A 14,960-nucleotide genomic window follows, 5' to 3' on the forward strand; every position below is an offset into this window, starting at 1 on the left:
AGGACCGAGAATTAACTTGGCTGTTTGATCAGGTCTTTGAGCGCATATAACTGCTGCAAGGCTTCCCGTGGCGTCAAACTGTCTACATCGATATCTTCAAGTAAGTCCAGTGCAGGCGATTCTTTCTCAATTTCGATGATACGCTCTACAGGCTCCATTATTTCAGGCATCGCAAACAGATCATGCTGCGGGCTCAGTGGCTTGGCCTGATGCTGCTTTTCCAGAATCTTCAAGCGGTTTTGCGCTTCTTTAATCACTGCAGCTGGAATGCCTGCCAGTTTGGCGACCTGCAAGCCATGACTCTGACTGGCCGGGCCATGCTGTACTTTATGCAATAAAATCAGATTGCCATTCAGCTCTTTGGCCGTGACATGGTAGTTATCAATGCCACTTTCCTTATCCAGTTCAGTCAGTTCGAAATAATGAGTGGCGAATAGACACAAACATTGAATGCGTTTCGTCAGATCTAGCACACAGGCCCAAGCCAGCGACAAGCCATCATAGGTACTGGTTCCACGGCCAACTTCATCCATCAGTACCAAAGACTGGCTGGTGGCATGATGCAGGATTTGCGAGGTTTCGGTCATTTCCACCATAAAGGTCGATTTGCCGGTCGATAAATCATCGGCCGAACCAATACGGGTGAAAACACGGTCAACCGGACCTAAGGTTGCAGCTTGCGCTGGAACATAGGCACCACAATAAGCCAGCAACACGATCAATGCAGTCTGGCGCATAAATGTGGATTTACCGCCCATGTTGGGGCCGGTAATGATGGCCATCCGATGAGAAAAATCCAGTTGCGTATCGTTCGGGGTAAAGGCGGTTTTACTCAGGGCCTCTACCACCGGATGTCGTCCGGCAGTGATACTTACGCCGACCTCAGGGCTGAATTTTGGACGCGACCAGTTGCGTAAACGCGCCTGATGGGCAAAATTCGCAATCAGATCAATCTGGGCTATGGCGCTGCTCATCATCTGTAAATTGCCGATATCCTGACGGAGTTCATCCAGTAGCATTTCAAACAGCATTTTTTCACGGGCCAAGGCACGTGATTCGCTGGATAAGACTTTGTCTTCAAATGCTTTCAGTTCAGGTGTGATGTAGCGTTCGGCATTTTTCAGGGTTTGCCTACGAATATAGTGCTCAGGTGCCTGTTCGGCCTGTGCGCGAGTCAGCTCAATATAATAGCCACTGACACGATTGTAGCCAATTTTCAGTCCCGGAATACCACTAGCTTCACGCTCTTTGATTTCCAGATCAATCAGGAACTGGCTGGCATGATCACGAATCTGACGCAGTTCATCGAGTTCACTGTCAAAACCTTCTGCAATGACATTACCATCACGAAGCAGGACTGGCGGATTTTCAACAATGGCTGACATCAGGCGTTGATGTAGACCATGGAAGTCGCCTAGCTCTTCATTGAGTTGTACTAAAAGCTTGGACTGTTGCTGACTCACAATCGGTTGCAGGGCATGACGTAAAAATGGAATTTGCGCACAGGCCTGACGCAGTTGTACCAGATCACGTGGACGGGCACTGCCAAGCGCAATACGGCTCAGCACCCGTTCAATATCGCTAATCTCTTTAAGTACCAAACGTACAGGTACTTCGTGGAAACCTTGCAGCAGGGCTTGAATGGCATCCAGGCGCTCATCCAGCAAGGCGGTATCGCGTAAAGGTTGCATCAGGGTGCGACTGAGCAAGCGCCCCCCCATGGCAGTCTGGCAATCATTGATCAGCTGAAATAAGGATGTCCCATGTTCAAATAAAGGCTCAATCAATTCAAGATTACGGCGTGTGACCGGATCTAAAGCAATAAAATCTGAACTCTGTTCTAGCTGAATCGTGCGGATATGCGGTAACGCAGTTTTCTGGGTTTCTTTGGCGTAGTGAATCAGTGCCGCTGCGGCTGCTTTAGCCAAAGGTAAATGATCAATTCCGAAACCTGAAAGCGTGCTGACGGCAAACTGGTCACATAAGGTTTTTTGTGCATTATTCAGGTTGAAATCAACATTTGGACGTTTGGTGACCGAGATATCCAGTTGCTGTTTGAGTTGTTCGGTCAATGTCGGATCAGCGATATTTTCATCCAGCAGAATTTCGCTTGGCATCAAACGTGCCAGTTCAATCATGAGCTGGTTAAGATCATAATCCTGCTGCTGTACTTTAAATAAGCCAGCGCTGAGATCGAGAAGTGCAATGCCAATCTGACTCTGCTGAATACATAAAGCCACCAGATTCGAGCTTTGATGTGCACCGAGCATGGCATCATCGGTCAGGGTGCCCGGCGTAATAATCCGAACTACACCACGCTCAACCGGTCCTTTCCCAGTAACCTCGCCGATCTGCTCGCAGATCACCACGGTTTCGCCTTTTTTGACCAGACGTGCCAGATAGCCCTCGGCTGCATGATAAGGCACGCCCGCCATAGGAATCGGCTGACCATTGGCTTTACCACGATGGGTCAGGGTAATGCCTAAAATCTTGGCTGCCTTGTGTGCATCTTCAAAGAACAGTTCATAAAAATCACCCATACGATAAAACATCAAAGAATGCGGATGCTGCATTTTCACCGACATGTATTGCTGCATCATGGGCGTTAAGGTAGAAAGATCAGCCATAATTTCTGAACTGGTCATTAAAAATAAATCCTTTCAACAAGAGATAAATGCAAATACTGCTCAATAGGCTATGCAGGAAAATTTAAAGCACGTTTTCAGTCTGGCCAATCCCACATGATTGAGCATAGGAGATCGAAAATGTGAAATGAATCTGCTGATTCAATTCAGCTTTAAAGCTGTATTGCAGCAAGTCTATCAAATTTAATTTTTAGAAAGAAATGAAATTCCAGATGAATGTTTAAGTCAGCGCTCAGATCTGCCGCTATGGCTTCTTATTCAGCACTATTTGCAATTTTAAAAAATAAACCACCGGATGTGAGCATGCGGTGGTGAGTCTAAATCAAGACGATAGTTTATTCCGGATCATAAAGACCAAGATCGGTCAGATGTAATCTGAGAATCCGGCGTAATTCCAGTACGGCTTCAGGCGTTTCCTGAATCGAGTGGCCACCCTTAATGACTTTGCTAGATACAGCACCTTCCAAGTAAGCACTTTCGTATGAAACGATATCATCGCTCATGAGCTTGGTATCTTGCGTATCTACGGTATTGCCGATAATAGAATGAAATTTGATATTTTTAGAAGGCTGAATATCCTTAGTTAATGCAGTAAATTTCGAATTTTCACTCAGATCGCTTGGACCATTCTGAATCAGGTCATGTCCCAGTTCTTTGACAAAGTCCTTTAATCCGATTTCGCCTTGTAAGGTATCGGCAAAGGCACCCAAAAATGCGCCTGGTATGCGGATAATTTTACGGGCCAGTTTAGTATGCCAGCGATCGGCATATTCCGTCCCACGATGCGGTGTCGCTAAGAAAATGGCCCGGGTGAAATTCGGAATAGGTTGCATTTGCAGGCGTGCTTTAAAGAGCGGGTTATCCTTAAATTGTGCAATGCGGGTATTTTGTACCAGCTTGAATGCATCTTGAGTAATATCGGCCTGACTGACCATTAAACGGGCAATCACGCCTCCCATACTATGTCCGACCAGTACCGCATCTTTTTTGGCTGGTGCATTGTTCGCAACCCGGGCAAAGCCTTGCTGAACCAGGGCATTAATTTGAAAACGGCTTTCCAGAATCGGCATATTGGTAGAATAAAATACCTGCCAGACCTGGAAATTTTCCCTTAATACCGGATCACCCATAATGTCGTTGGTCAGACGAATCCAGGCTTCAGGACTACTGGCCAAGCCATGAATCAATACCAGCACTTTCTTGTCCGGATTATAAGGTTCCAGCATATACAGATGCGGCATGCTCAGACTGTCTTCGCGATTAATCAGGGTCAGATAGGCTAAACGCCCCAGATTGTTCTCGGCCAGCCATAAGCCGTAAGGTGCAGAAAAGTTGGCGGCCAGCGCATATTCCTTAGAAGCGACCTTAATTTTTTCATATTTATAGGGATCATAGAGTTTCAGATGAAATTCGGAGGTCGATAAAATCTGTTCAGTACTATTGGCTGATTTAGGTACAGCGGTGATCGTGGTGGCCAGATATCGTGCTGCGTGGATATTGGGATTGATACCATTCGGATATTTGTGATTGAGTGGGTCAGTAATATATTTTTTATCCTGCTCGGTTTGCTGTGCTTCAGGTAAGACCACTAAAAATTCTGAACCAAAACCGTCACGACGGGTAATTGAACGAAGCCCAGAGAAGTTCATGTTGTAGGTGGATAATAGTTGCTCAATGGGCTGGTTTTTCAGCTGCGGAAAATTTTCCAGATCAATGCTATACACACTGTTACCCACCTGAATCCGTTGGCCGGAACGCTTGGTTTCATAACGTTCAGCATAGCGTTGAATCAGATGAGCAATCGCCAGGTTATAAAAATCACGAATCTGAACCTGGCGGTTATCAAAAATACGCTCTTGCGGCGCACGCTCGGTTTTAAATAGATAGGCATAGCTATAACGAATGCTTTTATCCAGCATCGTGAGCTGCTGATCCAGACATTTCTGGATATTCTGCTTGTGTTGTTGCTGTTTTTCCGGTGATCGGGTTTTGTTTAAAACACCGGTGTTGCATTCGGCAGACTTGGCATTTTGTAAGGAGTTGGCTAGATATAATTCACTTGCTGTAGAAAGCAATTGTTCATCTAAAATCTGGGGAATACTTTTCAGATCTTCCACACATTCTTCGGGCTGATCAATACAGATCTGAGCTTCACGACCTGTCATGGACAACACATTCAGACTGGCTTCGCTAAGCTTGTCGCGGGTCAAGATGCTGTCACGCTCATTGTTCAGCGTGACATTAATCGCCTGTTCCTTAACACTGACCACCTGACAGCCGCTGAGTACGCTGGTGATGAGTAAAGTGCACAGCATTAATCTTTTATTTATTTTTTCGTGCATAAAACTTTTCACTGAATTCAAGTTATAAAGCGGGATAATGTTTTGTATTTTACTAATTTTTTCCCATAAAAATAGACCGCCGTAGCAGTCTATTTGTAATCAAATTGAAGCGAATCTTGATTATGGGGTTACCGGTGCTGTTGCTGGGTCTGTAGCCGGAGCGGGTGTTGATGTTTGCAGAATTTGCCAAACATTCCAGCGGCCATTTTTTTCAATTTCCTGAATCAGACGGTCGGCTACTTCAGCTTCTTGCGGATATTTCACCTTATAGTTCGCCAAGGTTTGAGTGGCATTTTTTTTCTGTTCTAATGCAATATAGTTATTGGCTGCAGAAAGATAAGCCTCCTGAACGCCAGCTTTCATGGCTTTGTCCAGATAAGCGATGGCTTCTCGTTGACCACCGCCTTCAGACAGACCAAAACCAAACCAGAAGTTGACTTCAGGATCATCCGGGTTGATTTTGAGAATACGCTGGGCATAGGTCAGGGAATTGGTAGTATAGACTGAACCCAGATCCAGGTTACGTGCCATCACGCTGGCTTTAAAAGCACGCATCAATACATCAAAAGAGGCATTTGGACGGGCCGCTAAAGTATCCAGTTGTCGGGTGACTTCACGTAGTTTGGCTTCAAAGCCACGGCGTTCCTGACGATCGCTGAAACGTGGTGGATAATGACGTGCCTTACCTTCGACCATTTGCAGGAAATCGTCAATTTCGGTGATATCGATTTCATTTGAATTGGCAAGTGCTGCATAACGCATTGCACGGGTATTGCTATCTACCACTGGAATAATCAGTTTATTCACATCCAGGGTCAATTGCTTGGATGGATCATTAGGATCCGTCACCACCATCTTGGTTACAGGCTGGGCCGCAGCCTTTTTCAAATGCACTTCAAATTCAGGCGGTTCATTATAATTGAATGGATTTAAAGCATAAAATGGTGGGGACAGTTCAGGCTCTACAAAAACCACTTGGTCTACAGGTTTCTCAGCAGATTTCTGAGGAGTGGTGGAACACGCAGTAATTGTGAATGCTAAGCAAGCAAGTGCCAAGGGCTTAAAGGTCATAATAGTCATCCATTCTGTTATTTTTAAAACATCTATTCAAAAATTGCATGATCGTCAGTCTATGAAAACTATAACCATCATGCAAGTAAACCCGTGTTACAGAGTGAAGTGTGATATTCAGGCCTTGGATTGGCTGGTTTGCGCTTCACATTCACGGCGCGCTTCTTCCAGAATCTCCAACTCTTTTTTGCTCAAAGGCTGGCCATCCTGTTGCTGCTTGTTAAAGGTCGGATCTAACAAAGAAAGACGATTGCACAAGTTGTTCATGCGTTTTTCATTTTGCTGAATGCGATCCAGCAAAATCCGCATGCCTTCAAGAATCGGATCAGACTGGTCTTCAGTTGCGGCATAGGGCTGGAAACCGATACTTTCTGCATAGTCACGACGACGCGCTTCAGCATCATCTTTAGGTTTGTCTTTGGTGATAAAACGTGCCGGGTTGCCCACCGCTGTGGCGTTCTCAGGAACTGCTTTGGTGACGACCGCATTAGAACCGACTTTGGCATTTTTACCCACGGTAAATGGTCCAAGAATCTTGGCACCAGCACCGACTACCACGCCATCTTCTAGCGTTGGATGACGTTTACCTTTATTCCAGGTGGTTCCACCCAAAGTCACGCCGTGATAAAGCGTCACGTCATCGCCAATTTCAGCAGTTTCGCCAATTACGACACCCATACCGTGATCGATAAAGAAACGGCGGCCAATTTTTGCGCCGGGATGAATTTCAATGCCGGTGGCAAAGCGGCTAAACGAAGACAACGCACGCGCAGTTCCTTTACAGTCTTTGTTCCATAGCTCATGTGCCATGCGATGCATGATCAGCGCATGAATGCCAGGATAAGTGGTTAAGACTTCTAAGGTATTGCGTGCTGCAGGATCGCGCGCAAAGACAGCTTGTATATCTTCTTTGAGCTGTTTTAGCATTAGATTTGATCCTCGTCCTGTGATGATGTGTGTGAAGATTTTTTCCAGGTACCGTTGTTCAATGCCTGAACACGGCTGAAAATACCACGAAGTAAGTGATATTCCATACGATCTAATTGTATACGTCCGAAGAGACGACGCAAGCGTAAAGGCAATAATCTTGGATTTTTTGGATCCATAAATTCAATTTCTGCCAGCATTTTTTCCAAGTGCGGATAGAACTGTTCCATCTGGGCATGATTAACCAAGGGTTCATCCCATTCCATTTCAATGCCATCAATGACTTGCATGGTCGCTTTAGCATCACGTGGCTGTTCAATTTGACTCATCGTTGCCATACGCATTTCATAGCAGATTACCTGAATCGCCTGAGCTACATTCAGTACGCCATAGTCAGTATTCACAGGAATAGTCAGATGATAATTGGCCATCGCCAGTTCTTCATTGGTCAGACCACGGTCTTCACGCCCAAATAGAATCGCGACTTCCTGCTGATCTTGTACCACGGCGGACATGGCTTTTTCAGCGGCAGGGCGCACATCTAACAGCGGCCAAGGAATAGTACGGCTGCGTGCACTGGTGCCGAATACAATCTGGCAGTCTTTAATGGCATCTTCAAGGGTTTCGACAATCTCAATCTTCTCGATCAGGTCAGTGGCACCCGCTGCCAGCGCGTCAATATCCGGATGCGGATAGGTTTTTGGTGCCACCAGAACCAGCTTGGACAAGCCCATGGTTTTCATGGCACGTAAGGCACTGCCGATATTGGCAGGTAAAGTGGTATTGACCATGACAATACGCACATGGGAGAGATGTGCTGAAACAGCAGCATTGTCAATTTGACTCATGAGGATTCCAATTTTAAGGTGTTTTAAAGATCAGGATTTATGAATATTGCGGCTGGGATTCAGCCTGATACAGCTCCAGTGCATCATGCATGCTCATGCCCGCAGGCGGCGGAGGAATATCCACCGGCTTGGCCTGTTCATAGGACACGGCTTTGGCAGCTTTGGACTTGACCTGATACTCAATATGCAAGGCTTCTTTACCAAAATAGTCACGCAATTTGGCTAAGAGCTCATCCAGTGGGGCGACTTTCCAGTTGAGACCCAGATGCAGTTCAGTCGTGGCATACGGATAGTCCAGATACAGAATCACCGGAATATGTGCGGACATATCAACATTGCAATAAGGAGTCAGAATCTGCTGCAAGTCCCGGCTCAAGCTCTTGCTGAAATGCTCGGCTGTGAGAGTGATCTTGATGCTATTGGCACGTTTCTGGCGAATTTCATTCAGGCTGAATGCTTTGGTGAGGCGTCCCATCGGACGGTCAAAGCCTTCACGCTCATAGATTTCGCCTTCAATCACCACCACTTTATCGAGCTGGATAATCTCTTTAAAGCGGTTGAAGCGTTCGTGATTGGCTGAAATTTCAATCCGTGCCGTACCATCATCCAGGGTCATCATCATCCGGTTCGGGAAATTGGCAATATCCACCACCAGTCCTGCAAACACGGTGGTCACACCACGGCGTGTTGGCGTCAGCTCATTGATCTGACTAGGCACAAAGGCTTTCAGTTCATTGCGATACACATCAATCGGGTGACCGGTTAAATACAGACCAAGTGTATCTTTTTCACCTTTCAGACGAACTTCATCTGCCCATGGTTTGACTGGCTTAGATGGCTTGCGCTGAACTTCTTCCACTTCGCCAAACAGGTCCATGATGCCGGTTTCACGATTGGAACGTGCCTGTTCCGCAGCTTGAACCGCTTCAGGCAGTTGCGCCATCAGGTCGGCGCGGTCAATGCCTAAGCAATCCAATGCACCTGAACGAATCAGTGCTTCCAGAGTACGCTTATTGATTTTTTTTAGGTCAATACGATGACAGAAATCAAACAAGTCACGGAATGGACCTTCTTGCGCACGCGAGTCAATCACCGACTGCATCGCCGCTTCACCAACGCCTTTAATCGCCCCCAGACCATAGACAATGGTTTGCTCATCGATAGCATGGAATTGATACAGCGACATATTCACTGACGGTGGCAAAACTTCCAGATTATTCTTGCGACAGTCATCAATCAGGAATACCACGTTGTCGGTGTTCTGCATCTCCGAGGTCAATACCGCAGACAGGAATTCTGCCGGATAATGCGCTTTCAGCCATGCAGTTTGGTAGGCAACCAAAGCATAAGCAGCCGCATGCGATTTGTTAAAACCGTAGCCGGCGAACTTTTCCATATAGTCGAAGATATGGTTGGCCGTGGCTTCATCAATGTCTTTTTTCGATGCACCTTCAATAAAGATCTGGCGCTGTTTGACCATTTCTTCCGGTTTTTTCTTACCCATGGCACGACGTAACAAATCCGCGCCGCCGAGGGTATAGCCGGCACAGTACTGTGCAGCCTGCATTACCTGTTCCTGATACACCATAATCCCATAAGTGGGTTCTAGTACGCCTTCAAGCAAGGGATGCAGATATTCAAAATCGCCACCATGCATCCGGTGAATAAAGTCAGGAATCAGATCCATCGGACCTGGACGGTACAGTGATACGAAAGCAATAATTTCTTCAAATTTGCTTGGGCGTGCCTCTTTCAGCATCTTTTTCATGCCCACGGATTCAAACTGGAATACCGCAGTGGTGTTGGCATTGGCAAAGACCAGATACGCGTCTTTATCTTCAAGCGGGATATAGGCAATGTCTAAAGGCTTGTCAGATTTGATGCGTTTATTGATATTTTTAACCGCATCTTCAATCACCGTCAGGTTACGCAAACCCAAGAAGTCAAACTTCACCAGACCTGCAGATTCGACATCGTCTTTATCGAACTGTGCCACGCGTCCAGTACCATCGGCATCACACATGACCGCAGAGAAATCGGTAATTTTGGTTGGCGAGATCACCACACCACCGGCGTGTTTACCGGTGTTTCGGGTAATACCTTCCAGTTTCAGTGCCATTTCCCAGATTTCGGCTGCATCGTCATGGTCTGGATTGGATGGATTGGTTACGATATCTTTAAGCTGGGGTTCAGCTTCTAGTGACTCAAGCAAGCTTAAACCCAAAGGCTTGGTCGGAATCATTTTCGAGATACGATCCGCCAAGCCATAAGATTTACCCAAAACGCGGGCAACATCACGAATCGCACCTTTGGCAGCCATAGTGCCGAATGTTGCAATCTGGGAGACCGCATCACGGCCATAGGTACGTGCTACATAGTCAATCACGCGGTCACGGCCTGCGATACAGAAATCGACGTCGAAGTCGGGCATCGAAACACGTTCCGGGTTCAGGAAACGTTCGAACAGCAGTTCATAACGCAGCGGGTCAAGATCGGTAATTTTTAAGCTATAGGCGACCAGTGAACCTGCACCCGAACCACGGCCCGGACCGACCGGAACGCCGTTACTTTTCGACCACTGAATGAAGTCCATCACGATCAGGAAGTAGCCCGGGAATCCCATCGAGTTAATGATGTTAATCTCGTATTCGATACGCTCATCATAAGGCTTGCGAATCTCTGGCCAGTCTTCATCACGTTGTTCAGGCGGATACAGGAAATTCAGACGTTCTTCCAGACCTTCTTTGGACAAGTGTGCAAAGAAAGTATCAATGGTATGACCTTCAGGAATCGGATAATCCGGCAGAAAGTATTGACCCAGTCGCAATGTGACATTACAGCGTTTGGCAATGTGATAGGTGTTCTCAATCGCAGAGGGAATATCCGAGAACAGCGCCGTCATTTCTTCAGCAGATTTGAAATATTGTTCAGGTGAATAGGTTTTAGGGCGGCGATTATCACCGAGCACGTAACCATCGGCAATACATACCCGCGCTTCATGCGCTTCATAATCTTCACGGGTCATGAAATGCACATCATTATGTGCGACCACACCGATATTGTATTTTTTTGCCAGCTTCACGGCTTCCAGAATGAAGTTGTCTTCATCCGGACGATTGGTGCGGGTCAGGGCAAGATAAACACGATTGCCAAATTTTTCGACCCATTCTTCTAGCAGCGGTTCCGCTTTTTGCGGATTTGAACTCATCAGCATTTTGCCGACATCGGAATGCATGCCGAGCAGGGCAATCATGTCCTCAGACTGATTTAAAATCCATTGTTTTTGAACGCAGGGAATATCCAGTTGCTGGCCACTGATAAAGCCTTCAGATACTAATTCAGTCAAATTACGCCAGCCGGTATTGGTCATGGCCAATAAGGTCATGCGATGTTCGGCATCATTCAGGCGAATTTCAGAACCCAGAATCGGCTTGATGCCTTTGCTCAGACATTTGCCATAGAACTTGACGGCAGCATGCAGGTTAGAAAGATCCGTGAGCGCAAGGGCAGGCATCTGTTCTTCTTCGGCAGCTTTGACCAAGTCAGGTATCCGTACGATGGATTCAGTAATCGAAAATTCTGTATGAATACCAAGATGAACAAAGTGCATAGATGAGTCCCTGCTAAAACCATTGAATAGTTTAACATGGGATTTATTGTTTCAGTTTGAAATTGAGGGGAAATGGCTAACTTTTAGGTCAAGTTTGAATTTGATTTTTTAAGCTGATTATTTAGTTAGTTGTTAGAAGATATTTTCTTTTACTTTTGACGGGACAAAAGTAACAAAACCCCTTTGTTGATCTGATGGCACTTCCTGAGCAAGCTTTAAGCATTGCTTTAAAGCTTGTGCAAGACAGAACAACGGCAGCATCCATGTCGCCGTGGCACGTATCAAATAGTTGCAGGACTTTACTTTGAAATAATGAGAAAGGGTTCGTAAGTATTAAAAACAATAAAACCCTCTTTTTAGAGGGCTTTATTCATACATAGAAACTAGCTTAACGAAGTCGGGATAACCAGTCGCCGAGGCTTTGTACAATCTGCACCAGAATCAACAATACAATCACCGTCATGATGACCACAGAGGTATCAAAACGCTGATAACCATAAGAAATCGCTAAGTCACCAATACCCCCGGCACCGACAGCACCGGCCATTGCCGTTGCACCAATCAAACTGATGGTAGCAGTAGTCAAGTTTAGAATCAGGGAACTACGCGCTTCCGGCAGAATAAACTTAAAGATAATCTGCATTGGCGTCGCGCCCATGGCTTGGGCAGATTCGATAATACCCTCATTCACTTCGAGTAAAGATGTTTCAATCAGGCGACCAATGTATGGACCGACATAAATGGTCAATGGAACAATCGCTGCCCATGTACCAATCGATGTGCCGACAATTAACTTGGTCAGTGGAATGACTGCGATTAGCAGGATAATAAACGGCAGCGAACGTAGCGCATTCACAATCGGATTGAGACCGTGATAAATCACACGATTCGGCAGAATTCCATTCGGACGTGTTACCAACAGGGTAATCGCCTGAATAAAGCCCCAGATACAGCCAAATAGCATCGCGAAGAACACCATATGAAAGGTTTCTTGCAGCGCTGTCACAAACTGATCTATCGACAGGGAGCTTTTCCAGAACGGCGCCGTGATCGTTGTTAGCCACTGTACAATCAAATCTCTCATGCCTGTACTCCCGCCTGATCGACTTGTACGCCGTGTTGTTCAAGGAATTTTATTGCTGCTTGAATTTCTTGTGCATCACCCAGTAGCTGAATAAACATCTGACCAATCACCGTGCCATTAATTTCGGTCATATTGGCAAATAGAATATTTAAACTGATATTAAATTGTTTAATCACCGCTTGAATCACGGTTTCCTGAGCCGAACTGCCGAGGAATTTCAGGCAATAAATACTGTTGTGATTCTGGTTTTCCAGATTGGTCAGAATATTGACTGGTAAATGCTGCTGTAATACGGTCTGAATGAAATTCTTGGTGGTCGGGTGCTGTGGTTGACTAAATATTTGTAAGGTACTACCGGTCTCAATTACGTCACCTTTTTCCATCACGGCGACATAATCACATACAGTTTCAATAACATCCATTTCATGGGTAACCATAACAATGGTGATGCCTTGTTCTTCGTTAATTTTTTTAAGTAGCTGTAGAACAGATTTGGTGGTTTGTGGGTCCAGTGCAGAAGTCGCTTCATCACAGAGTAAAATTTTTGGATGATTGGCAAGGGCACGGGCAATCCCGACACGCTGCTTTTGACCGCCAGACAATTCATCTGGAAATGCATGACGTTTATGTTTCAGGTCAATAAAGTCTAATAATTCTTCGAGGCGTTTTTCTCGTTCTGCCTTGCTCCAGCCCAGGAGTTTCATTGGCATTTCGATATTGGCTGCCACGGTTTTGGTTTGCATTAAATTGAAATGCTGGAAAATCATGCCGATGCTGGCACGTTCTTGACGCAATGCTTTGGCATCGAGTGCGGTAAAATCTGTTCCGTTAATGATAATCCGGCCTGAGCTTGGGCGCTCAAGCAGATTGATCAGACGGATGAGGGTGCTTTTACCGGCACCACTATAACCGATGATGCCAAAAATACTGCCGGTTGGAATCTGAAGATTAATCTGATTCAAGGCATGCAAGGTTTGACCCTTAAGCTCATACTGTTTTGAAATATCTTTAAATTCAATCATAGTGTCAAAAACTGCATCACGGATAAAAAAACAGGCAAGAAATCGTCCTTGCCTGTTCTAAAAGTCTATTATAGTACTATTTTGATTCAGTTAAATACGTCACAGGTTTGTTTACCGCAACTTTAGTACCACCAAAATGCTCATCAACATATGCTTTTACTGCTGGCGTATGATACAACGCACCTACTTTTTGCAGAACTGGATCATTTTGACGATCTGCTGCAACCGCTAATACGTTGACGTTCATTTTTGTGCTTTGATCAATCGGCTCATAGTAAATCGCATCTTTTAATACGTTTAAACCACCTTCCATTGCCAAGGTATTGCCCAGCACAATCGCATCAACTTCGTCTTTTACGCGTACTGCAGTCGCCATTTGAATTGGCTTAATCACGATTTGTTTTGCATTTTCGGTCACATCAGAAGTTGTGCCTTTGACATTGTCAAAACCAGCTTTTAATTTAACCAGACCTGCTGATTGTAAAAGTAATAATGCACGCGATTCGTTTGCGCCGTCATTCGGAATGGCAATGGTCGCACCAGTTTTAAACTCGTTTAAAGATTTGACTTTGCTTGAGTAAATACCCATCGGCTCTAAATAAGTGGTAGATAGAGGTGCAATTTTGGCTGTGTTAGCATCGTTGTAAGCAACCATATAGGCATAAGACTGGAATGCATTTACATCAATTTCTTTGTTGGCTACTGCCGTGTTCATTGACACGTAGTCAGTGAAATTTTTCACATCAAGTTTGATGCCGGCTGCTTTGGTTTCAGGCAATGTCGCGATATAACGCCATACGTCTACATCTGAACCGGTCGAAGCCATAGTTACAGTCTGAAGACCATTTGCATCTTTGCTTTGCGCTGCATCAGTGGCAGGCGCTTCCTGTTTACCACACCCAGTTAAAGTCAATACAGAGGCACTCAATAAAACGCCAAGTAATTTTTTCATGAAATTGTCCTAATTCTATTCTTGCCTAGAGTATAAGCATTTTTAAATCGTGTTAAATAAGAGTTTTATTACGATCTAAGTAGATAGCTTGATCATGGTTGAAGAAAGCTTGAAGTCGAAAGCTGCAAGCGTGCAACAACAATTCTGGTGAACTTGATCAAGTCAGAGGCAGCCCAAATCTGATGTATTTAATCTATTTGGAGAGAGAAAATAGATATCTTATAAGTACATGGCAAGGTTTGAGTGCTCTGAAGTTGTGGATATCATAGCAATAAATCTATATTCGATATACTGGATAAAAAAGCCTTGCTTATCTCTTTAGTCGAATATAAAAAAAGATCTTTTAAACAAAATTTTAATTAAAACAATAGACTTCCTTCATAAATCATTTTTCAATCAATTTAATTGTTTATCTTTCACCCAATCTAAATTGTATATGCCAGCAAGTAAATTAAACCG

9 protein-coding genes are annotated in these 14,960 nt (G+C 45.1%); all 9 read right to left on the reverse strand.

The genetic code is table 11. The features are described from left to right. Nucleotides 1–11: 11 nt before the first annotated feature. The 9 genes from mutS to NI469_RS06625 all read right to left on the reverse strand — a co-directional run bounded on the left by mutS (nt 12) and on the right by NI469_RS06625 (nt 14,501). Nucleotides 12–2,645, reverse strand: a complete 2,634-nt coding sequence (mutS, locus tag NI469_RS06585; protein WP_253174663.1) for a DNA mismatch repair protein MutS — start codon at nt 2,643–2,645, stop codon at nt 12–14. A gap of 335 nt (nt 2,646–2,980) precedes the next feature. Beyond that, nucleotides 2,981–4,987, reverse strand: coding sequence for an esterase/lipase family protein (locus NI469_RS06590; RefSeq protein ID WP_253174664.1), 2,007 nt, complete (start codon nt 4,985–4,987; stop codon nt 2,981–2,983). 120 nt (nt 4,988–5,107) lie between these two features. Then, complete coding sequence (locus NI469_RS06595; RefSeq protein WP_004646689.1) at nt 5,108–6,058, reverse strand: ABUW_2363 family tetratricopeptide repeat lipoprotein; 951 nt, start codon at nt 6,056–6,058, stop codon at nt 5,108–5,110. A gap of 117 nt (nt 6,059–6,175) precedes the next feature. Beyond that, entirely contained in the window at nt 6,176–7,009 is an 834-nt protein-coding gene (cysE, locus tag NI469_RS06600) for a serine O-acetyltransferase (protein WP_228127940.1), read from the reverse strand. Further along, entirely contained in the window at nt 6,985–7,833 is an 849-nt protein-coding gene (locus tag NI469_RS06605) for an RNA methyltransferase (RefSeq protein ID WP_253174665.1), read from the reverse strand. Before NI469_RS06605 ends, cysE begins: the two co-directional genes overlap by 25 nt. Before the next feature lie 37 nt (nt 7,834–7,870). Next, nucleotides 7,871–11,443 carry a DNA polymerase III subunit alpha gene (gene dnaE, locus NI469_RS06610; RefSeq protein WP_253174666.1) on the reverse strand — a complete coding sequence of 1,191 codons (3,573 nt, stop codon included), beginning with the start codon at nt 11,441–11,443 and terminating at the stop codon, nt 7,871–7,873. A 388-nt stretch (nt 11,444–11,831) separates the two neighbouring features. Continuing rightward, on the reverse strand, nt 11,832–12,527 hold the full coding sequence (locus tag NI469_RS06615; RefSeq protein WP_004279923.1) for a methionine ABC transporter permease: 696 nt from the start codon (nt 12,525–12,527) through the stop codon (nt 11,832–11,834). Beyond that, nucleotides 12,524–13,549, reverse strand: a complete 1,026-nt coding sequence (locus tag NI469_RS06620; RefSeq protein ID WP_044110226.1) for a methionine ABC transporter ATP-binding protein — start codon at nt 13,547–13,549, stop codon at nt 12,524–12,526. The genes NI469_RS06615 and NI469_RS06620 overlap by 4 nt, the downstream gene beginning before the upstream one ends. Before the next feature lie 76 nt (nt 13,550–13,625). Further along, entirely contained in the window at nt 13,626–14,501 is an 876-nt protein-coding gene (locus NI469_RS06625) for a MetQ/NlpA family ABC transporter substrate-binding protein (protein ID WP_253174667.1), read from the reverse strand. Between the last annotated feature and the right edge of the window lie 459 nt (nt 14,502–14,960).

The organism is Acinetobacter lwoffii, from assembly GCF_024129735.1.
Classification (GTDB): Bacteria; Pseudomonadota; Gammaproteobacteria; order Pseudomonadales; family Moraxellaceae; genus Acinetobacter; species Acinetobacter lwoffii_H.